The organism is Lysobacter sp. HDW10 (genome assembly GCF_011300685.1).
Taxonomy (GTDB): domain Bacteria; phylum Pseudomonadota; class Gammaproteobacteria; order Xanthomonadales; family Xanthomonadaceae; genus Solilutibacter.
Map to the genome: position 1 here is coordinate 437219 of NZ_CP049864.1, position 19675 is coordinate 456893.

At 57.3% G+C, this 19675-nt stretch carries 19 protein-coding genes; 12 read left to right on the forward strand and 7 right to left on the reverse strand.

The window, feature by feature from the left end:
- Nucleotides 1-30 precede the first annotated feature (30 nt).
- The 4 genes from G7069_RS02155 (at nucleotide 31) to G7069_RS02170 (ending at nucleotide 4247) form a co-directional block, all read left to right on the forward strand.
- Entirely contained in the window at nucleotides 31-1647 is a 1617-nt protein-coding gene (locus G7069_RS02155) for an NAD(P)/FAD-dependent oxidoreductase (RefSeq protein ID WP_166293814.1), read from the forward strand.
- Between the two features lie 163 nt (nucleotides 1648-1810).
- Nucleotides 1811-3073, forward strand: a complete 1263-nt coding sequence (locus G7069_RS02160; RefSeq protein WP_166297437.1) for a histidine kinase — start codon at nucleotides 1811-1813, stop codon at nucleotides 3071-3073.
- Entirely contained in the window at nucleotides 3066-3854 is a 789-nt protein-coding gene (locus G7069_RS02165; RefSeq protein ID WP_166293816.1) for a LytTR family DNA-binding domain-containing protein, read from the forward strand. Before G7069_RS02160 ends, G7069_RS02165 begins: the two co-directional genes overlap by 8 nt.
- 27 nt (nucleotides 3855-3881) lie before the next feature.
- Nucleotides 3882-4247, forward strand: a complete 366-nt coding sequence (locus G7069_RS02170; protein WP_166293818.1) for a hypothetical protein — start codon at nucleotides 3882-3884, stop codon at nucleotides 4245-4247.
- Nucleotides 4248-4468: 221 nt separating this feature from the next.
- Here G7069_RS02170 and G7069_RS02175 read toward each other — a convergent pair whose 3' ends face one another.
- From G7069_RS02175 to groES, 5 genes are all read right to left on the reverse strand, one after another.
- Nucleotides 4469-5092, reverse strand: coding sequence for a hypothetical protein (locus G7069_RS02175; RefSeq protein ID WP_166293820.1), 624 nt, complete (start codon nucleotides 5090-5092; stop codon nucleotides 4469-4471).
- Nucleotides 5093-5105: 13 nt separating this feature from the next.
- On the reverse strand, nucleotides 5106-5678 hold the full coding sequence (locus G7069_RS02180; RefSeq protein ID WP_166293822.1) for a hypothetical protein: 573 nt from the start codon (nucleotides 5676-5678) through the stop codon (nucleotides 5106-5108).
- Nucleotides 5679-6431, reverse strand: coding sequence for a hypothetical protein (locus G7069_RS02185; protein ID WP_166293824.1), 753 nt, complete (start codon nucleotides 6429-6431; stop codon nucleotides 5679-5681).
- A 106-nt stretch (nucleotides 6432-6537) separates the two neighbouring features.
- Nucleotides 6538-8178 carry a chaperonin GroEL gene (gene groL, locus G7069_RS02190; protein WP_166293826.1) on the reverse strand — a complete coding sequence of 547 codons (1641 nt, stop codon included), beginning with the start codon at nucleotides 8176-8178 and terminating at the stop codon, nucleotides 6538-6540.
- 35 nt (nucleotides 8179-8213) lie between these two features.
- The gene (gene groES / locus G7069_RS02195) at nucleotides 8214-8501 is read right to left on the reverse strand and encodes a co-chaperone GroES (RefSeq protein WP_166293828.1); all 288 of its coding nucleotides are present in this window, start codon (nucleotides 8499-8501) and stop codon (nucleotides 8214-8216) included.
- 225 nt (nucleotides 8502-8726) lie between these two features.
- On the opposite strand from groES, the gene recQ reads away from it, so the two are divergent.
- From recQ to accC, 6 genes are all read left to right on the forward strand, one after another.
- Nucleotides 8727-10550 carry a DNA helicase RecQ gene (gene recQ, locus G7069_RS02200; RefSeq protein WP_166293830.1) on the forward strand — a complete coding sequence of 608 codons (1824 nt, stop codon included), beginning with the start codon at nucleotides 8727-8729 and terminating at the stop codon, nucleotides 10548-10550.
- 78 nt (nucleotides 10551-10628) lie between these two features.
- Entirely contained in the window at nucleotides 10629-13010 is a 2382-nt protein-coding gene (locus G7069_RS02205; RefSeq protein ID WP_166293832.1) for a protein-disulfide reductase DsbD, read from the forward strand.
- Complete coding sequence (locus tag G7069_RS02210) at nucleotides 13007-13618, forward strand: TlpA disulfide reductase family protein (protein WP_166293834.1); 612 nt, start codon at nucleotides 13007-13009, stop codon at nucleotides 13616-13618. The genes G7069_RS02205 and G7069_RS02210 overlap by 4 nt, the downstream gene beginning before the upstream one ends.
- A gap of 87 nt (nucleotides 13619-13705) precedes the next feature.
- Nucleotides 13706-14149 carry a type II 3-dehydroquinate dehydratase gene (gene aroQ, locus G7069_RS02215; RefSeq protein ID WP_166293836.1) on the forward strand — a complete coding sequence of 148 codons (444 nt, stop codon included), beginning with the start codon at nucleotides 13706-13708 and terminating at the stop codon, nucleotides 14147-14149.
- A 23-nt stretch (nucleotides 14150-14172) separates the two neighbouring features.
- Complete coding sequence (gene accB, locus G7069_RS02220; RefSeq protein ID WP_166293838.1) at nucleotides 14173-14649, forward strand: acetyl-CoA carboxylase biotin carboxyl carrier protein; 477 nt, start codon at nucleotides 14173-14175, stop codon at nucleotides 14647-14649.
- A 19-nt stretch (nucleotides 14650-14668) separates the two neighbouring features.
- Nucleotides 14669-16036 (forward strand): acetyl-CoA carboxylase biotin carboxylase subunit, encoded by a 1368-nt coding sequence (accC, locus tag G7069_RS02225; RefSeq protein WP_166297439.1) that lies wholly within the window; start codon nucleotides 14669-14671, stop codon nucleotides 16034-16036.
- A 57-nt stretch (nucleotides 16037-16093) separates the two neighbouring features.
- On the opposite strand, the gene G7069_RS02230 is transcribed toward accC, so the two are convergent.
- Together G7069_RS02230 and G7069_RS02235 are read right to left on the reverse strand one after the other, a co-directional pair.
- Complete coding sequence (locus G7069_RS02230; protein ID WP_166293840.1) at nucleotides 16094-17230, reverse strand: hypothetical protein; 1137 nt, start codon at nucleotides 17228-17230, stop codon at nucleotides 16094-16096.
- A 27-nt stretch (nucleotides 17231-17257) separates the two neighbouring features.
- The gene (locus G7069_RS02235) at nucleotides 17258-17842 is read right to left on the reverse strand and encodes a DUF1579 domain-containing protein (protein WP_166293842.1); all 585 of its coding nucleotides are present in this window, start codon (nucleotides 17840-17842) and stop codon (nucleotides 17258-17260) included.
- A 151-nt stretch (nucleotides 17843-17993) separates the two neighbouring features.
- On the opposite strand from G7069_RS02235, the gene G7069_RS02240 reads away from it, so the two are divergent.
- Together G7069_RS02240 and G7069_RS02245 are read left to right on the forward strand one after the other, a co-directional pair.
- Nucleotides 17994-18902 carry an ABC transporter ATP-binding protein gene (locus G7069_RS02240; RefSeq protein ID WP_166293845.1) on the forward strand — a complete coding sequence of 303 codons (909 nt, stop codon included), beginning with the start codon at nucleotides 17994-17996 and terminating at the stop codon, nucleotides 18900-18902.
- Nucleotides 18902-19672, forward strand: coding sequence for an ABC transporter permease (locus G7069_RS02245; protein ID WP_166293847.1), 771 nt, complete (start codon nucleotides 18902-18904; stop codon nucleotides 19670-19672). Before G7069_RS02240 ends, G7069_RS02245 begins: the two co-directional genes overlap by 1 nt.
- Nucleotides 19673-19675: the final 3 nt, after the last annotated feature.

Here is a 19675-nt window from a genome sequence, read left to right on the forward strand (position 1 = left end):
CATAATCCGCTTAGGGCACATGGACATACGATGAGCACGAACGCTACCAGCGATATCTTGATTCTCGGCGGTGGGCATAACGGTCTGGTCTGCGCCGCGTACTTAGCCGCAGCCGGTCTGTCGGTACGTGTGCTCGAACGTCGCGATATTGTCGGCGGTGCCGCGGTTACGGAGGAATTTCATCCCGGTTTCCGCAATTCCGTGGCGAGTTATACGGTGAGCCTGCTCAACCCGAAGGTCATTCGTGACTTGCGACTGGCCGAGCACGGCCTTCGCATCGTCGAACGCCCGTACTCAAACTTTCTGCCACTCCCCAACGGCGACCATTTCAAAGGTGGGGCGCACACAGAATCAGAATTGCAACGTCTCTGTCCACAAGACATCCCGAACTGGCACCTCTACAACGCGCGCATGGATCGCATCGTTGCGGTGCTGCGCGAACTGGTGCGCATGACACCACCGAATATCGGTGACCGAATTGAGTTCGCGGATTGGCTGGCCAGTGCAAGCTTGGCGCGCAAACTGAAACATCTCGACCTGCAAGCCCGGCGTGATTTGTTAGACATGTTCACCAAATCTGCCGGCGAGCTTTTGGATGACTATTTCCGTTGCGAACCCCTTAAGGCGATTTTGGGCTGGGATTCTGTGGTGGGATCTTTCAATAGCCCGTATACGCCGGGCAGTGCCTATGTCTTGTTGCACCACCTGTTTGGCGAGGTCAACGGCAAGGTTGGACAATGGGGCCACGCGATGGGGGGCATGGGCGCTATCACCGAGGCGATGCGCAAGGCGTGCGTTGAACGGGGCGTCGTTATTGAGACAGGCGCAGCTGTCTCGCGTGTGATCGTGAAGTCTGGTCAGGCCATCGGCGCAGAAACGAGTGACGGACGACGCTTCGACGCGCGCTGCGTCGTCTCCAACATCGGACCGAAGCCGCTGTATCAAACCTTGATCGAACCGCAGCACTTGCCTGAAGAACAACACGCGCGCATTCGGCGCTATCGGGTGGGTTCTGGCACCTTCCGCATGAATGTGGCCTTGAATGAGCTCCCGAACTTTACAGCGGCGCCCGGCACGCACCTTCAGGCGCACCATCAAACGGGCATTTTGATTGGTCCGTCTCTTGCCTATTTTGAGCAAGCCTTCGTTGACGCAAAAACGCGCGAACACAACCCGGGTTGGTCACGCAAACCGATCGTCGAAGTGTGTATTTCTTCTGCCCTAGACGACACCTTGGCACCCCCCGGACAGCATGTGGCCAGTTTGTTTTGTCAGCACGTTGCGCGCGAGGTGGCAGGCGGTTGGGATACGCACGCCTCAGCGGTCGCTGACCTGATGATCGAAACCGTGGATGCCTATGCGCCCAACTTCAAACGCAGCATCTTGAGAAGAGATGTGCTGTCGCCTTTGGAACTCGAGCGAAGAATTGGCTTGGCGGGCGGCGACATCTTTCACGGGACCTTGGGGTTGGACCAAATGTTTTCTGCGCGGCCGTTGCTCGGTCAAGGCAACTATCGCGGTGCACTCAAGGGCCTGTACTTGTGCGGCGCGGGCACGCATCCTGGCGGCGGCGTGACCGGCCTGCCCGGGCGCAATGCTGCGCGGGAGATTTTGAAGGATTTGAAGCGCGGGCCACGCCCTGACTGAGCGCGTCGTTTTGCGCAAATGGGGTCAATGGCAGGCACCTTTGTAAGCATTCATGCCCGACAATCGGGGTTTCGTCTTTGTAGACGTCGAATTCGTCACACGGGTGCTGACCTTGCCGTGGCCCTGCGTCACGCTCGATCCCGAACCCCAATCGAGTCCAACCATGTTCAAGAGCCTGATCTTTGTTTTACGCATCGCCATAGCATGGGGCGCCGCCATCTTCTTGGCCGTCGTCGTGTATTCGAGCTTACCCTTGCTCGGCAATTTCGAACTGCCGGCCATCCTGTTTGTGATGGGCACCTCCGGCTTGGTGCTCGCCGGCGCCTTCTCACACCTTCGTCGCGTGAAATTGATCGCGGGGAAAGTGACAAGCGAAACATTGGCAAATCGCCAAAAGCGCCAGATCGAAATTCCGTTTGAGGCCGGTGAAGCCTTTGACCTGCTTGATGCTGCGGTGCGTGAACTGCCGGGCGTCGAACGCATTCAGAGCGCGCGCGACAGTTTGCAAATCAAAGCAAAAGTGGCGCGTCCGGATACCTATGGTGAAAAGGAACTCCCGCGTTGGAATCCGCTGCGTTGGTTCGGTCAGCCGCGCAATCAGTTGCAAGCCACGGTCACGCCTGCAGGTGAAAGCGGAAGCGTCACCTTGATTTGTGAGCCCGATCATCCCGCGTGGCGTGATTGGTTCTTGGTGGATGACGGCACGAACTATGAAAATGCCGAAGCGATTGTGCGTGCACTCACCCGACGCATTGGTGAACGCCGTCGTGGCGAACGCATGGATGCCGTGCAAACAGCAACGCAGAAAGAACTGACTGAAGCAAAATTGCATTTGCTGCACGCACAAGTCGAGCCGCATTTTTTGTATAACACCTTGGCCAGTGCGCAACTGCTGACGCGCAGTGACCCGGAGCGTGCGGAAATGATGCTCGGTCATTTGATTCAGTACTTGCGTCGTTCCTTGCCGGATACCGGTGATGGCATGTCGACCCTGGGTGCAGAACTGGAACGCGCGTTGGCGTATTTGGAAATCCTGAAGATCCGCATGGGTGAACGTTTGAACGTGCAAGTGGATGTGCCCGACGTGCTGCGCGGCACTGCCCTGCCGTCGATGATGCTGCAAACCTTGGTAGAGAACGCCATTAAACACGGTTTGGAACCGCGCACCGGCGGCGGCACGATTTGGATTCGTGCGCGCGCCACTGAAGAAGGCGTCGCCGTTACAGTGGCCGACGATGGAGAAGGTTTCAACACGAAAACATCAGGCACGGGCATTGGCTTGAAGAATATTCGTGAACGTCTGCGTCTACGTTTCGCCGGTGTCGCGAACTTGTCCGTGATTGCAAACTTTCCTTCGGGTGTTGCCGCAACCTTGACCGTGCCGGCAGCGACCGACGCACACAACGGAGGCAATTCTCATGCATGAGCACACTGCTGGCCACGTACCCACGTGCGTCATTGCCGAGGACGAAACGCTGTTGCGTCAAGCACTGGTCACGGAACTCGCACAGGCGTGGCCTGAACTATCGATCGTCGCGGAATGCGAAGACGGTGCGAGTGCACTGGAGGCGATTGCCGAACACCGACCGGACGTCGCATTTCTAGACATTCGCATGCCGGGCCTCACCGGTATTGAAGTGGCCGCAGCGGCGGCGGAAGCGAGCCCCGCTACACACATCGTGTTTGTGACCGCGTACAACCAATACGCGATCGAAGCGTTCGATAAAGGCGCTGTGGACTACCTATTGAAACCGGTTGAACCGGAACGATTGGCGGCCACGGTGGCGCGCTTGCAAGCCCGAAGCACGCAACCCGATCTTTCATCATTGAAGTCACTGTTTGATCGATTGGGCCCACTGCCTCGGTCGGCCGGCGCGCCCGAACCTCTGACTTGGCTCACCGCCAGCGCAGGGCGTGAAACACGTTTGGTCTTGGTGGAAGACGTGATCTATTTTCGCGCCGATCAGAAGTACACGACTGTCGTGACTGCAGAAGGAGAATCCTTGCTGCGAACGCCGCTCAAAGAATTGATGCCAAGGCTTGATTCAAGTGCCTTCAAGCAAATTCACCGATCGACCATCGTCAACCTACGTGCCATTGCAGGCATTGTGCGTGACGAATCCGGCCGAGGCACGGTGCGCTTGCGAGGACGCGACGAGACGCTGCAAATTAGCCAACCCTTCATGGCGTTGTTCAAGACCATGTAAAGCGCATTGCGCTTGTGGAGATATGAAATGAACTTTTTCGCACAACTGGTGACATGGCTACAGATGCTGTTGTCCATGGCAGGGGTTTCGCTGTTCGGCACCGAATACAGCAGTAAGATTTCGGACAATCATCACACGGCGCTTTACAGCACCGCGACTGAATACAAAGGTGTCGCGACGTTCAACTGCCGCGAAAGCAACACGGGTGTGTGTCATTACACCTTGTATAGCGAGGCGTGCACGCAAGCCGACGCATGCAATGAAAAACCTATGCGCGTTTTCACGTTGAAGCGCGGTGAGTCTAAAAAGGTCGAAGGCATTTCAAAGTTTCATCCTTGTGTGTCTTTGGATGCAAACCCTTTGGGGCCGGATTGCGAAGGGTTGACGCCCTGACCCGAGAACCGAACATCTGTTGGGACTCGCCTAGCTGGCAGGTATTCGCGCTTTGGTAGTTCAGGGCGCAACGCATTCGGCACCTCTAGCGAAGCGATTGCCAACTTTTGTTTTTTGATTTGGAAACGCTCCCCGCCAACACCTGTACACGTAGTCGCTGCCGTGGCTCACCGAATGTGCCGATCGGTTCCCGCAGTGACGGCTCGGCGATTACAAAAGCATTAACGGCCGGCACGTCCAGCAAGCAACGAATCACGAATACGCGCCGCCGCCTCTCTTGTTTTTGCCAACTCGTCTGTGCGCTTGTCGAGATCGTACATTGCTTGCGCGGCGAAGGGACTCCAATCACCTGACGCTCGGTTGGCCGCGACAACCTTGCCGATTCGCACAATCATCTCTTCCTGATTTTCGATCTCGTTTTCCTTTTCCCGTAGATCTTTGAGAACGCCGTTGTTCAAACGCGCGCCAATCGCCCCCAGTGAAAGCTGCATGCTCACCACGGTGTCATAGACAGAGTCCGCGTCATCGCCACCCGAGGGAAGCAAGTCGTATTCGACGGGCGTCGGCATGGCCAATCCCTCGACGTCGAACTGGATAATCGCCCTGCAACTTGACCGTTCACGTTCTTCGTCTAGTCGCGTCGCCTCGAAACCCTCAATTCGAGAAATTTTGACCAACCCGCTGTCAAGCGGATCGTACTCACCCTGCCTCAGGAACTTGCGAACGTCATTGTTGACGTAGGCGGCGAGACTCGCTTGCGTCGCTGGCGTTGCACAACCGCTTTCCCTTTTGCCGCACGCACTCAGAAAGAGCACCGCGACACAGATCAAAATCCGTAGTCCCATTGAATGTTCCTTTTTATTGGGTTGAAGACGTGCGCGGCGCAACTGACCCTTTTGTGATGCGCTCGCGCATCGCTTCCAGCTCCGCTTCCGCAGATTGCACTTTCTGCGTATGCGAATCACCCAGCGCGGCCCGCTCGTCCGGAGAGAGCTCAAACCGAAGGTGAAAAATCTCGCGCTCCTTTTTACGGAATTCGCCCATCGGGCTCTTCATCAGGAGCTTGTCCAACCGCTCCATGGGCCAACGACTCGTTTTTCGAAACAAGTCTTCGCCAGACTGCGACACCACCAAATAGCCGAAATCATCTTCGACCGTCGTTCCGGCAACATCGAATCGAATCGTGGCGCGACACACCGCCGCATTGCCATTACCGCCTTTGGAGTCCGTTTCGATATTGTCGAACCGCACATTCGATACCAAGCCCGCGGCAAAAAGATCGATGCGCGACTTCCAATACCCATAGTTGACTGCTTCGACAAAGGCGTCCTTCATCTTTCCACGCATGTATTGGCTATCGCAGGGCGTTGCCATGCGCGTGCAACCCGTAAGGACGCCAAGGGCGATTCCGACAACCAAAATCCGATTCATCTATGGGCCAAACGTGCGTCTTTCACCGTTACGCTCCAATGTTTGCAATGCTCGGGAGACACTCAGTCTCTGCGAAGCCGCTTCGTCGTCGGTGAGCTGTCGTTCGCGATAGGCGACGCCCAACAACCGTCCATCCTCTTCGAGTGTCATGCAATCTTCGAAAGTGTGACCTTGCACAATGTCCCGGCAAGCCACCACCTTGAAAGTTGATTTCTTACCGAATTTTCCGAATTCCAACGCATCTTCCAAGGGGACGGAATGTACCTTGTAAATCCTGTCTGACCACGCGGATTTGCCGGAAACGCCTGCACGCGTAGCCGCGTCGTCGTTTTCGAGATGGGACACCAAGATGAAGCGAGTTTTGTACACGGTCGCCTGAAACTCGCGCACCGCTTCCCCGTTTTGTGGAATGGTGCGCCAGATCCCTTTCAATTGCTTGTTGAATGCTTTCGCACGGCGTGCCTGCAACCAATCGTTCAGGGCAGACTTGCGCATGTCGGCCTCTGCGTCTTTGACGTCCTCGACGTAAGCGCTTTTTTGTTCCGCAGTCATCCGCCCGTGCGAAGCCTCACGATCGGCGACTGCCGCTCCGTACTGACCGTTGGCTCCCGAATCGTTTCGGTACTTCCCCGTCGCGTAAACCATGGCACCGACGAAATAGATCACATACAACGCGCTGACGACAGCAAGACAGAGCGCAATTCTTGGCGCCGTCGATGCACCTTTCGGTGCACGTCCCAAATTTTTTGACATGCAGCTCGCTCCCCCGAGGCTTATGCAGTCAATATTAACGAAGAACCCCCGCAATCGCTTGCGAGGGTTCTTGTCTTTGGGTGTTGCTTGTAGCGTTCCGGCCGGATCAGAAATCCATACCGCCCATGCCGCCCATGCCACCTGCGCCCGGCATCGCCGGCTCGTCTTTCTTCGGTGCTTCAGCGACCATGGCTTCGGTGGTGATCATCAGACCGGCGATCGAAGCTGCGTTTTGCAACGCGGTGCGTGTGACCTTGGTCGGATCCAAGATGCCCGATTCAACCATGTCGACGAATTCACCGGTGGCGGCGTTGTAGCCGAAATTACCTGTGCCTTCCTTGACGCGGTTGAGGATGACCGACGGCTCTTCACCCGCGTTGGTGACGATTTCGCGCAACGGCGCTTCCATCGAACGCATGGCAATTTCGATACCGTGGTTTTGGTCTTCGTTGATGCCCTTCAAGCCCTTGATGGCCGTCAGTGCACGCACCAGCGCAACACCGCCGCCCGGCACGATGCCTTCTTCGACTGCTGCACGGGTTGCGTGCAAGGCGTCTTCAACGCGTGCCTTCTTTTCTTTCATTTCGATTTCAGTCGATGCACCGACCTTGATCACCGCCACACCGCCGGCCAACTTGGCGACACGTTCTTGCAGCTTTTCACGGTCGTAATCCGAAGAGGTTTCTTCGATTTGCGCCTTGATTTGCTTGATGCGTGCTTCGATGCCGCTGCTTTCGCCTGCGCCGTCGATGATCGTGGTGTTTTCCTTCGACACTTGCACCTTTTTGGCGCGGCCGAGGTCTTTGATCGTTGCTTTTTCAAGCGACAGACCCACTTCTTCCGAAATCACAGTACCGCCGGTGAGGATGGCCATGTCTTCGAGCATCGCCTTGCGACGGTCGCCGAAGCCCGGTGCCTTCACTGCACACACCTTGACGATGCCGCGAATGGTGTTGACGACGAGCGTAGCGAGCGCTTCGCCTTCCACTTCTTCAGCGACGATCAACAACGGCTTGCCAGCCTTCGCCACGCCTTCGAGCACGGGCAGCAAGTCGCGCACGTTCGAGATCTTCTTGTCGTGCAAGAGGATGAACGGGTCGTCGAGTTCAGCCGACATTGATTGTTGGTTGTTGATGAAGTACGGCGAGAGGTAGCCGCGATCGAACTGCATGCCTTCCACGACGTCGAGTTCGTTGTCGAGACCCGAACCTTCTTCAACCGTGATGACGCCTTCTTTACCGACCTTCTTCATCGCGTCGGCGATGATGTTGCCGATCGATTCGTCGGAGTTGGCCGAGATCGTGCCGACTTGGGCAATCGCCTTGTCGTCTGCGGTCGGCTTGCTCATTTTCTTCAGTTCATCGATGGCAGCAGCGACGGCCTTGTCGATGCCGCGCTTGAGGTCCATCGGGTTCATGCCGGCGGCAACGCCCTTCATGCCTTCGCGAATCAACGCGGCAGCAAGCACGGTTGCGGTGGTGGTGCCGTCACCGGCGTTGTCGGAGGTCTTCGAAGCGACTTCCTTCACCATTTGTGCGCCCATGTTTTCGAACGCATCAGCCAATTCGATTTCCTTAGCGACCGAGACGCCATCCTTAGTGATGGTCGGTGCGCCGTAGCTCTTTTGCAGGACGACGTTACGACCCTTCGGGCCGAGCGTTGCTTTCACGGCGTTAGCGAGCACGTTGACGCCGCGCACCATGCGCGAACGTGCGTCTTCACCGAAGCGGATATCTTTTGCAGCCATTGTCTTGATTCCTTATTGAAATGCTTGAGTGGGAATTAGCCGACGATCGCGAGGATGTCGTCTTCCTTCACAACTTTGTATTCGGTGCCTTCGTGCTTGTAGGCGCTGCCGGCGTACTGGCCGTAGATGACCTTGTCACCGACCTTCACCGTCATCGAACGGGTGTTGCCGTTGTCGAGGGCCTTGCCCGGACCGACTGCGACCACTTCGCCCTTGGTCGGCTTTTCTTTGGCGTTATCGGGGATCAAGATGCCACCGGATGACAGTTCTTCGGCTTCCACAGGCTTGACGACGACGCGGTCGTGGAGCGGCTTCAGGTTCATGGATGTACTCCGCAAGTAATTGATTGATATGAAAAAACAGATCAATTTTAGCAGTCTCCTAGTGAGAGTGCCAAAACTGAAAGTAAAACAGCCCACGCGGGCATGACCAAAAGATGGGGCCTGGCGAGAGGCTTTCAAGTGCTTGCTCAAAAGAAACTTTTTCTGGCCCGGATTGAGGCGGTTTTCCTAAATGACCAGCCGGCCCCGGATGCTAGGCTCGTCGCCATGAATTTTGTCCGCGACGCTGCTGCCGACCCCGCACTCGACGTGCTTCGCAATGTGTGGGGGTACCAATCTTTCCGTGGGCGCCAGCATGACATCGTGCGTCATGTGGCAGACGGCGGTGACGCGCTTGTCCTGATGCCCACCGGCGGCGGCAAGTCCTTGTGCTACCAAGTGCCTGCCTTGATGCGGCCCGGCTGCGCGATTGTGGTGTCACCATTGATTGCGTTGATGCAAGACCAAGTCGAGGCCTTGCATCAGCTCGGTATTGAAGCGGCGTACTTGAATTCGAGTTTGTCCTTACAAGAGGCGCAATGGGTCGAGCAGCGCTTCTTGTCGGGTGACTTGAAGATGCTCTATGTCGCTCCAGAGCGATTGCTGACCTCGCGCTTCCTTGAGCTGATGGCGCGCGCGCCGGTCTCTTTGTTTGCCATTGATGAGGCGCACTGCGTGTCTCAGTGGGGCCATGATTTTCGTCCTGAGTATCGGCAGCTCACCTTGCTTCACGAGCGCTGGCCGCACATTCCGCGCATTGCATTGACGGCGACTGCTGACCCTGCGACACAAGCAGAAATCATCGAGCGACTGCAGTTGGAAGACGCGGCGCAATTCGCCAGCAGTTTCGACCGGCCGAACATTCGCTACACGATCGTTGAGAAGAACGACGCGCGTCGACAGCTGTTGGATTTTCTGGCGAGTCATGCCGGTGCGTCGGGCATCGTCTACGCGATGTCGCGGCGCAAGGTGGAAGACACAGCGGCGTACTTGCAAACAAAGGGTTTCAATGCCCTGCCTTATCACGCCGGCATGGCACCTGAAGTACGTGCATTGAATCAACGTCGGTTCTTGCGCGAAGACGGCATTCTGATGGTGGCAACGATTGCGTTCGGCATGGGCATCGACAAGCCCGATGTGCGTTTTGTGGCGCACGTCGATTTGCCGAAATCGGTAGAGGGCTACTACCAGGAGACAGGTCGTGCAGGGCGAGATGGCGAACCCGCCGAGGCGTGGATGGCCTACGGCTTGGGCGATGTCGTGAATCTGCGCAAGATGATTGAGTCTTCGGAAGCAGAAGATGCGCGCAAATGGTTGGAACGTCGCAAGTTGGATGCACTGCTCGGCTACTGCGAAACGCTCGGTTGTCGCAGACAACGCTTGCTCGCGAGCTTTGGCGAAGTGATGCCGGCGCCGTGCAGCAATTGCGACAATTGTTTGAACCCACCCGAAGCCTGGGATGCCACCGAGCCTGCACGCATGGCATTGAGTTGTGCGTTTCGCTGTGGTCAACGCTTCGGTGCATCGCATTTGATTGATGTCTTGCGCGGCGACAGCTCAGAACGCATCACGCAACTGGGCCATGATGCTGTCAGCACCTATGGCATCGGTGCCGAGATCGACACGAATACATGGCGCAGCATTTTCAGACAACTTGTTTCGCTCGGCTTGTTGCAAACCGATAGTCACGGTGGATTGTATTTGGCGCCAGAATCGCGCGCGCTGTTGAAAGGCGAGCAGACCTTGATGTTGCGTAGAGAGCAGGCACGCGTTAGCCGACAACGTCGCGCGGCGATGGCGAATCCGAACGGTGCCCAGGCATGGATGTCTGCGGATGCGCGCGTCCTGTTCGAACAGTTGCGCGAACTGCGGTCGACGTTGGCGCGCGATCAGAGTGTGCCGCCGTATGTGATCTTCCATGACAAGACCTTGCGCGAGATCGCCACCGCACGGCCGGAAAGCTTGTCCGCGCTCGGCATGATTGAAGGGATGGGCCCTAAAAAGTTGGCGGCGTATGGTGCGCAAGTATTGGGTGTTGTGTCGCCCGCCTAACACGGTTTGTGAATGAACCCTTCCGTCCGGCTTGGTTGGAATCCAGCGATGGCGCACGGGCCTACCTACAATGTCGTTATGAATAGACCCGCGATGCCCTCTTTTGCCGCGCGATCCAGCGCCGTTTTGACCCGTTCGCTTTCACGCTGGCTGCTAGCCCTTGCGCTGGCTTTGCCGTCGACGCTGGCGTTCGCGCAACTGACGCCGCAAGATTTGCCGCCGGTCGATCAGGTGTTCAAGCTTCAAGCCGAGCCCGGCCCCGGTCAGTCCATCGTGCTGCGCTGGCAGATCGAACCGGGCTATTACTTGTATCGCCATCAATTCAAGTTCAGTACGACCGCGCCGGGTGTGACCTTAGGCAGCGCAAAAATTCCGACAGGCGAAAAACACCACGACGAATTTTTCGGCAATGTAGAAACGTATCGGTCGCAACTGTCAGTCACCGTTCCGGTCGATGCGCCCGCTGGCACCCGCGCGATTGCGCTGCGTGTGAAGTATCAAGGCTGTGCAGATGTTGGCGTGTGCTATCCACCGCAAATCCGCAATCTATCCGTGACGCTCGGACAATCAGCCGAGCCACAAGGGGATGCAGGCTTTCAAGCGCTTGCCGGAAAATTTGGCGCAAGTTCGAATCCGCTGCTGGGCAAATCAGGCAAAGCCGCACCGCTACCGCCTGCGCAAGCGTTCAAAGCAGATGCCATTGCAGATGGTGGCGATCGCTTACTGATTCGCTTAACGCCCGCGACGGACTACTACTTATATAAGAACCAAACCAAGTTCAAGCTGAAAGCTGACGGCGTGTCTTTGGATGAAGTGCAGTGGCCCAAAGCGACCCTGCACCGTGATGCCTACTTTGGCAATGTGCCCGTCTATTTCAATGAAGTGGATGTACCGATCACGCTGAAGCGTAGCCATGCGCGTGGCGTTGACGCCACCTTGGACATCGAACTACAAGGCTGTCAGAACAACGGCATCTGCTACGAGCCGATGCATCGTACTTTCAAAATTTCTTTGCCTGAGTCGGGCGTAAAAACCCAAGCGCGCGCAGATGAGACAACGGTTGAAGCGCCTGCACCTGCAGTGGATGCAGTGACGGCATCTGCCGCACAAGTGGTGTCTGTGGACGGTGCGACGACGGCACCTGCCACGTCGATGCCAAGCGAAAGCGCAGCTGTTTCGCTTGCCTCGCCTTCGTTGGACGCTGCCTCTGCCATTGAAAAGATTTCAATTTGGAAAGCACTGCTGTTGGCGCTGCTGGGCGGTCTCATTCTCAACCTGATGCCGTGCGTTTTGCCTGTGCTGTCGATGAAAGCGGTGTCACTTGCACAATCAGGCAGCGACCAAAAAGCCATGCGTCAACATGTCTTCGCTTACGCAAGCGGTGTTGTGCTCAGCATGTTGGCTTTGGGGGGCATTGTATTGGCCTTGCGTGGATTGGCTTCGCAAAGCACTTTGGCTTGGGGCTTCCAAATGCAACAGCCTGCGGTCGTGCTGATACTCGCATTGTTCGTGCTCGCCTTCGGGCTGTCGCTCTCGGGTGTGTGGCAACCGAATTTCGTGTTGCCTGGCGCCGCACAGCGTGCCGTGACGGCACAAGGGCTGAAGGGTGATTTCGCAACAGGTGTTTTGGCCGTGGTTTTGGCGACGCCCTGCACTGCGCCGTTCATGGGTGCCGCTTTGGGTTATGCCTTCTTCGCACCCCCGCTGCAAGCGGCCTTGGTCTTCGTGGCGCTCGGTATTGGGCTCGCGCTCCCGTTCTTGTTGATCGCTTGGATCCCGGCACTTGGACGCCTTATTCCGAAGCCGGGCGCATGGACAAACACCTTCAAGAAAGTGATGGCGTTGCCGATGTATGCCACCGTCGCGTGGCTATGTTGGTTGCTGTTCCAACAGCGAGGGTGGATGGCGGTTGTCATCTTTGCCGTTTTGGCCGTGGCTTTGTTGTGGGTTTTGCGTGACACACGTCAGTACCTGCCTTCGACATTGCGTCGCTGGTCACCGCGTCTGGTTTTTGCCGCACTGGTGATTGCCGTGGCGACGTTCTTGCATGGGTCGATGGCGTCGAAGTCGCGCCCGCTGACTGAAGCGGCATATCGATTACCCAACGGCTTGCAAGCAGAACCGTATTCTGCGGAGCGCTTGTTGGCATTGCGCAAGGCGGGCACGGTGGTGTTTGTCGATGTCACCGCTGACTGGTGCATTACCTGCAAGGTCAACGAACGCGCGGTGTTGTTTACGCCTGCTTTCAAAGCGATGTTCGAGCAGCAAGGTGCGGTGTACATGATCGCCGACAACACGGAACCCAACGACGCGATTGGGGCGTTCTTGCGCACACATCACGCAGTCGGCTTGCCCTTGTATGTGGTGTATCCGGCCAATGGCGGCAATGGCCGCGTGTTGCCGACGGTGCTGACGCAGCAACTTGTGACGGATGCATTAAATAGCGCGGCGGCACGATGACTTCGCCTTGGCGGACGTATCTCAAAATCGTTTTGGCGGCATTCGCCGGCGCGCTCATTGCCCTGCTCGCCGCGGTGCTTGTGGACCCCAAGCCATGGCTACTTGAGTCGACCTTGGGTCACAAGTGGTTGCAAGCTTTCTTGGATTGGCGCGCGCCCGTCGCGCCCGGCACGCGTCGTGTTCGCGAAGGTGACACGGTGCAATCCCTTGCGCTCACCACCTTAGAGGGCCAGTCGACCGGTTTGCGCGCCCACCTCGGGCCCGACTACACCGTCGTCAATCTATGGGCCACTTGGTGTGGCCCCTGCTTGAAAGAGATGCCGGCCTTGGAGGCCTTTGCACGCCAGCAGCGGAATGCCAAGTTGATTGCCATTGGCATGGATGAGCCCGACGCTGTAGCGCAGTTCCTCTCGCGAAATCCGAGCAAAATCCCGCAACTCCTAGCAGCCGCGCCGCCGGCATTTTCGCCGGGCGAACTTGGAAACCCGGCAGGCGTATTGCCCTATTCCGTGCTGTTGGACGCCAAGGGCACGGTCATTGCGCGCCGAACCGGCCTATTCCATTCGGCCGACGACATCCGGACTTGGGTGGCAACGGCGACGCGATAAGCCTGCCAAGGCACGTGGATTCTCCGAACGTGTGCGTATCTTCGCCGAACTGGACAGCAACCCCCCGCATACTTCAAACTTCGCGGCATGCCCCACATGCTTGTCCTACACGGCCCCAACTTGAATCTGCTCGGTGAGCGGGAACCGGCCGTCTATGGCACGACAAGCTTGGCTGAAATCGACGCATCTTTGCTAGACGCCGCCGAACGTGCAGGCATCAGCCTCGAATGCCTGCAATCGAATGACGAATCAACCTTGATCGATCGCATCCAATCAGCACGCGCTGACGGCACGAAGTTCATACTGATCAACCCGGCGGCCTACACGCACACGTCGGTGGCTATTCGTGACGCGTTAGCCGCCGTTGCCATCCCGTTTATTGAAGTTCACTTGTCGAACCCGCATACCCGCGAACCGTTTCGCCGCCAAAGTTACTTCAGCGATCTCGCCCACGGCGTGATCTGCGGTTTCGGTTCTAAAAGCTACACGCTGGCCTTCGAAGCCGCGTTGGCACATCTACACACTGTTTAAATTTAGTCTCAGGAGCTTTTCAAATGGATCTTCGCAAGATCAAGAAGCTGATCGACCTGTTGGAGGAATCCAACCTCAACGAAATCGAAATTAAAGAAGGCGAAGAGTCGGTACGTCTCTCGCGCGGCGGCGTCCATGGCGCGCCGATGCACTATGTCGCTGCACCGGCACAAGCGCCGGCCGCACCTGTCGCGCCGATGCCGATGGTGTCGCCGGTCGAAGCCGCCACCGGTGGCGCCGCGCGTCCGGCGCCCGACCTTCCGGCTGGAACCGTCGTGCGTGCGCCGATGGTCGGCACTTATTACGCGTCACCGTCGCCGGATAAGCCGCCGTTCGTCACCGTCGGCCAAGCCGTGAAGCCGGGCGATACGCTGGGCATCATCGAAGCCATGAAAATGTTTAATCCGATCGAAGCCGAAGTTGCAGGCACTTTGCTCGCGATTCAATGCGAAAACGGCCAGCCGGTTGAGTTTGATCAACCCATGTTCGTGATTGGCTGAGCGGGGGACCATCATGCCAATGCTGGACAAAGTTGTTATCGCCAACCGCGGCGAAATTGCGCTGCGGATCTTGCGCGCATGTAGCGCGCTTGGCATTCGTACCGTGGCCGTGCACTCCACCGCCGATCGCAATCTGAAACACGTGGCCATGGCCGATGAATCGATTTGCATCGGCCCCGCACCGTCGTCTGAGAGCTATCTCAACATGCCGGCCATTATTGCGGCGGCTGAAGTGACCGATGCGCAAGCGATCCATCCGGGTTACGGCTTTCTTTCTGAAAATGCGGATTTTGCAGAGCGCGTTGAACAATCGGGTTTCGTGTTCATCGGCCCTAAGGCCGACACCATTCGCTTGATGGGCGACAAGGTCGAAGCAATTCGTGCCATGAAGGCGGCCGGTGTACCGTGCGTCCCGGGCAGTGGCGGACCGCTCGGTGATGACGCCGAGACCAATATGAAAATTGCACGCGAGATCGGTTACCCGGTCATCGTGAAAGCAGCCGGCGGTGGTGGTGGACGCGGCATGCGTGTCGTACATACCGAAGCTGCATTGGTGAATGCAATTGCCACAACGCAAACCGAAGCAAAAGCTGCCTTCGGCAATGACATGGTTTACATGGAGAAATTCCTTGAGAACCCGCGTCATATCGAAATCCAAGTGCTCGCCGACGGCCAAGGCAATGCCATCCACCTGGGTGAGCGCGATTGTTCTATGCAACGTCGCCACCAGAAAGTCGTTGAAGAAGCCCCGGCACCTGGCATTACCGAAGAGCAGCGCGCAGAAATCGGTAAAGTTTGCGTGGAGGCCTGTGTGCGCATCGGCTACCGCGGCGCTGGCACGTTCGAATTCTTGTATGAGAACGGGCGCTTCTACTTCATTGAAATGAACACGCGCATCCAAGTCGAACATCCGGTGACGGAATGGGTGACAGGGATTGACCTTGTAAAAGAGCAGTTGAAGATTGCCGCGGGCATGAAGCTCTCGATCAAACAAAAGGATGTGGTGCTTCGCGGTCATGCCATCGAATGCCGTATCAATGCGGAAGACCCTGAATCCTTCCTGCCTTCACCGGGCTTGATTCAACACTTCCACGCGCCGGGTGGTCCGGGCGTGCGTGTCGACTCGCATATCTATGAAGGCTATCGCGTCCCACCGAACTATGACTCGATGATCGGCAAATTGATCGTGCACGGCCCGGATCGTGAAACCGCCATTGCACGTATGCATGTTGCATTGTCAGAGATGGTCGTTGACGGCATCAAAACGAATATTCCGCTGCAACAACGCATCATGCGTGACCAAGGTTTCCGTGCGGGTGGACAAAACATCCACTACTTGGAGAAGCGTTTGGCGGAACGCAAAGGTAAGACGCTCAGCATTGGTTGATGCGATACACCGTGATCGGCACGTAAAACGGCGACCTTGTGTCGCCGTTTTGCCGTTCTAGCGAACGAACTTAAGCCAGACGTACAGAATCAAGAAGACGCCCACCACACCCATCGTAATGAAGTTGTTGCGCTTCACTTTTCTCGCCTTCAGCGCCAACTGGTCTTTCAGTGCTTTCACATCCGCCGAATCTACCACCTGCGATGGCAACGAAGATTGAAAGAGCGCCTCAATGTCGGCGGCGCTCGCCTGTCCCGCCACCGCGGACTCCAACTTTTGATCCAAGCGTGCAAAGTGGTCATCGAACTGCTTTTTCTCAGCGCGCGCCAATTTCAACTTGAGCGTGCTGGCTTCTGCATCGTCTTGCTGCGACCAGCCGCCGTGAATCGCGCGTGACAACGCGTTGACGCGCTGCTGCCAGACGGGTTCATAGTCTTGCTTGCCAAACTTTGAATGCGTTAGGACCCACGTCAACCATTTGGAGTCTCCGTTAAACCCCGTGAGAACCGGGGCATCGTGCGCTGACGTCATGCGACGGGCGATCGCTTCGAATAGCACGAGTTGATCGGTGTCAATAAACTTCAGCCCATAGTGAAGCAAGGCTTGCTTTCGCAAACGCCAGCGCGCAAGACCTGAAAACCGATCTGCGTACTTGTCGGCACGCGCCAAGCGCAGTTGCAGGAAGTAGTTTGTTTGACCTTTGACGGCGATTCCGAAGATTCGAACACCTTCAATGTCTCGCCAGGGAACAGTCGGCTGCCCCGGCCCTGTGAAACCTGAGGCATCGACGCGCAGGTAAGGCGAATGACGCAGCAGCGTCCACGCGATCGCACCGCCGACCGCGGCACCGACCAAAAGTGCGACGGGCCAAATTTGTCGTCCCAAGCGCAACCCATCGTCGAGGATGGGGAACGCTATCACGGCAGCAATGGCGCCCATGAATATCGACAATGCGATCGGCATCGCAAGCTTCCTGCGGATGTCCAGAGGCGCATCTGCAGGCGGCAAGGGCATCTCACCTTCCGGCACGACGGGTACGCGCTTTCGATCGACGCGCCATGCAACGATCCAGCACAGCACGCCCGCACCGATCGCGAGCACGGCGCCACGCGGACGCACTGCGAAGGACATCAACCCGGCGCCCAAAATCAGCGCGCCGACAATGATCAACAACAACGCCAGCAACTTCTTCAATCGACTCCCCCGAGACCCTGTGCGTGTTTACTTCATCGGAACGGCCTGCCCCGAGGGCCAAGTTGTATCAGAAACGCGCTTCAAGTTCATCTCGAAAAAGCGGATCTCTTTGCCGTCGGGCAAGATGCGATCGCCGACCTCGTTGAAGCTGGCGCCAGTGATCTTGGCGGTATAACGGATCGTCACCGGGCCCGCTTGAACCTTCCAAACGTAACCGTCGCGCGTGGGCGTGAACTCGAAGTCCCCTTCATTTCCCATTGCGTAACTGCGAAAGTTGAACGCACGCTTGCGCACATCGTAGGAAAGTACGGCAAATGCGTTGAACCCCACGGTGCCGTCAGCGTTATAGCCGCGCCCCTCGATCACCTTGATCGTTCCGTCCAGCATCGGACCGATGCGTTCGGTTTGCACGATTTCATGGCGCATGCCGTCCGGGCCGATGTTGTATGCGTTGCCCTGCCAAATCCCGTTGAGGAAGTCCAAGGGCTTCAAGGCTTCACGTTGCGCGTCCTGCATGGCTTTTGCCGACGGGGGCGCTTGCTCGGCTTGCGTCACGACGGGTAGGAGTGAGAGCACAGCTGCAGTGGCCAGCATCAGAATCGAGTTGCGCATATTGAACATCCATCGGGCGAGTGAGGCTGCAGTGTGCGCCGTCGCGCGCCTGCCTTCACGTGACAAACATCATGTGATTGAGATGACGCCGCGCACTGGAGAGGTGTGCGGCGGCGCGTGACACTGGTGACCAATCAACGGGATACACCGGATGGACATGACAACGCTTCGCTTAGGTGGTTTGAACAATGTGGTCAAAACTTATGGCAAGGTCCGCGCCCTGGACGGAATCGATTTGGAACTGCGTGCCGGAGAAGTCTTGGCAGTTTTGGGCCCCAATGGCGCAGGCAAGAGTACCGCGATCTCGCTGCTTCTCGGCCTGATTTTGCCGGATAGCGGACGCGTCGAATTGTTCGGTGATTCACCGCAGACGCTCGCGACACGCCGCCATGTCGGGGTGATGTTGCAGCAGGCCGGTATTCCACCGACAAACACCGTCCGCGAACTGCTCGACCTGACCTGCAGCTATTATCCGCAGCCCTTGGGCGTGCTCGAATCGGCACAAACGGCCGGCATAGAGGAATTGCTGGATCGTCGTTATGCCGCACTGTCCGGCGGGCAGCAACGTCGTGTGCAATTCGCAATGGCGATTTGCGGACGCCCGAAAATGGTTTTTCTGGACGAGCCCACCACTGGTCTCGACATCGATGCGCGCCAAGCTTTGTGGCGTGCAATCCGTCATCTGGTGGACACGGGTGCATCGGTCCTGCTGACAACACACTATTTGGAAGAGGCCGAAGCACTGGCCAACAGGATTGTGGTCGTGGATCACGGCCGCGTGTTGGCGGAGGGAACACCACGTGAGATATCCGCGCGCGTGGCGCGTGCCCGCGTTCGCTGTATATCGGCGGTTTCACCTGAGACCGTGGCGACGTGGCCCGGCGTGGAATCCGCGACACGTGAAGGTGCACGCCTGCAAGTGATTTGCGATACACCTGAACCCGTCGTGCGCCTGTTGCTCGAGGCCGATGCCGCACTGTCGGGTTTGGAAGTCACGGCTACAGGGCTGGCCGAAGCCTTCCTCGCACTCACGCAAAACGAAAACGAGGAATCAATCTGATGACATCCACACAACTTGAAAATCCAGCACCCTCCATGCTGCATTGTTATCTGCTGGAAGCGAAGTACGAATTCCTGCGCATGCTACGCACCCCGTCGTATTCAATTCCCGTACTTGCATTTCCCTTGGTGTTTTACTTGATGTTCGGGGTCTTGATGCAACGCGGCCATGATGCCTCGGCATCACGGTATTTGTTGGCTTCGTACGGTGTCTTCGGCGCCATGGGTGCATCGCTGTTCGGCTTCGGTGTCAGTGTCGCCATGGATCGCGAACACGGCTGGCTCACCCTCAAACGTGCGCAACCGATGCCGCCCGGGGCTTATCTATTGTCCAAACTTGCAATGGCCATGGTGTTTATTGCAGTGATCGCGATCTTGCTGATCGTGCTCGCGGTGAGCGTGGCGAACGTGTCGTTGACGCCCGTACAAGCGGCATTGTTGGTCGTGATCGATATGTTAGGTGCGCTGCCTTATGCGGCCATCGGCCTGTATATCGGTACACGGATGAGTGGTCGCGGAGCACCGGCTTTCGTCAATTTGGTTTACCTGCCGATGGCCTTTCTCTCTGGCTTATGGCTGCCGCTGCAAGTGCTGCCGGTCACCATTCGCACGATCGCACCCATTTGGCCTGCGTGGCACCATGCGCAACTTGCTTTGGGCGTGGCGGGAAGCACCACTGAAGGTCAGCCGTGGGTGCATGTGCTGTATATGCTGATCGTCGCAGCGGTATTCATTTCGTTGGCTGCGCGCAGACTTCGCCGCGTCGGCTGAGCA

What these genes read in the sequence shown, in the direction of transcription:
- G7069_RS02155 (WP_166293814.1), top strand. Translation starts at nt 31, where the DNA reads ATGAGCACGAACGCTACCAGCGATATCTTGATTCTCGGCGGTGGGCAT.
- G7069_RS02160 (WP_166297437.1), top strand. Translation starts at nt 1,811, where the DNA reads ATGTTCAAGAGCCTGATCTTTGTTTTACGCATCGCCATAGCATGGGGC.
- G7069_RS02165 (WP_166293816.1), top strand. Translation starts at nt 3,066, where the DNA reads ATGCATGAGCACACTGCTGGCCACGTACCCACGTGCGTCATTGCCGAG.
- G7069_RS02170 (WP_166293818.1), top strand. Translation starts at nt 3,882, where the DNA reads ATGAACTTTTTCGCACAACTGGTGACATGGCTACAGATGCTGTTGTCC.
- G7069_RS02175 (WP_166293820.1), bottom strand. Translation starts at nt 5,092, where the DNA reads ATGGGACTACGGATTTTGATCTGTGTCGCGGTGCTCTTTCTGAGTGCG.
- G7069_RS02180 (WP_166293822.1), bottom strand. Translation starts at nt 5,678, where the DNA reads ATGAATCGGATTTTGGTTGTCGGAATCGCCCTTGGCGTCCTTACGGGT.
- G7069_RS02185 (WP_166293824.1), bottom strand. Translation starts at nt 6,431, where the DNA reads ATGTCAAAAAATTTGGGACGTGCACCGAAAGGTGCATCGACGGCGCCA.
- groL (WP_166293826.1), bottom strand. Translation starts at nt 8,178, where the DNA reads ATGGCTGCAAAAGATATCCGCTTCGGTGAAGACGCACGTTCGCGCATG.
- groES (WP_166293828.1), bottom strand. Translation starts at nt 8,501, where the DNA reads ATGAACCTGAAGCCGCTCCACGACCGCGTCGTCGTCAAGCCTGTGGAA.
- recQ (WP_166293830.1), top strand. Translation starts at nt 8,727, where the DNA reads ATGAATTTTGTCCGCGACGCTGCTGCCGACCCCGCACTCGACGTGCTT.
- G7069_RS02205 (WP_166293832.1), top strand. Translation starts at nt 10,629, where the DNA reads ATGAATAGACCCGCGATGCCCTCTTTTGCCGCGCGATCCAGCGCCGTT.
- G7069_RS02210 (WP_166293834.1), top strand. Translation starts at nt 13,007, where the DNA reads ATGACTTCGCCTTGGCGGACGTATCTCAAAATCGTTTTGGCGGCATTC.
- aroQ (WP_166293836.1), top strand. Translation starts at nt 13,706, where the DNA reads ATGCCCCACATGCTTGTCCTACACGGCCCCAACTTGAATCTGCTCGGT.
- accB (WP_166293838.1), top strand. Translation starts at nt 14,173, where the DNA reads ATGGATCTTCGCAAGATCAAGAAGCTGATCGACCTGTTGGAGGAATCC.
- accC (WP_166297439.1), top strand. Translation starts at nt 14,669, where the DNA reads ATGCTGGACAAAGTTGTTATCGCCAACCGCGGCGAAATTGCGCTGCGG.
- G7069_RS02235 (WP_166293842.1), bottom strand. Translation starts at nt 17,842, where the DNA reads ATGCGCAACTCGATTCTGATGCTGGCCACTGCAGCTGTGCTCTCACTC.
- G7069_RS02240 (WP_166293845.1), top strand. Translation starts at nt 17,994, where the DNA reads ATGGACATGACAACGCTTCGCTTAGGTGGTTTGAACAATGTGGTCAAA.
- G7069_RS02245 (WP_166293847.1), top strand. Translation starts at nt 18,902, where the DNA reads ATGACATCCACACAACTTGAAAATCCAGCACCCTCCATGCTGCATTGT.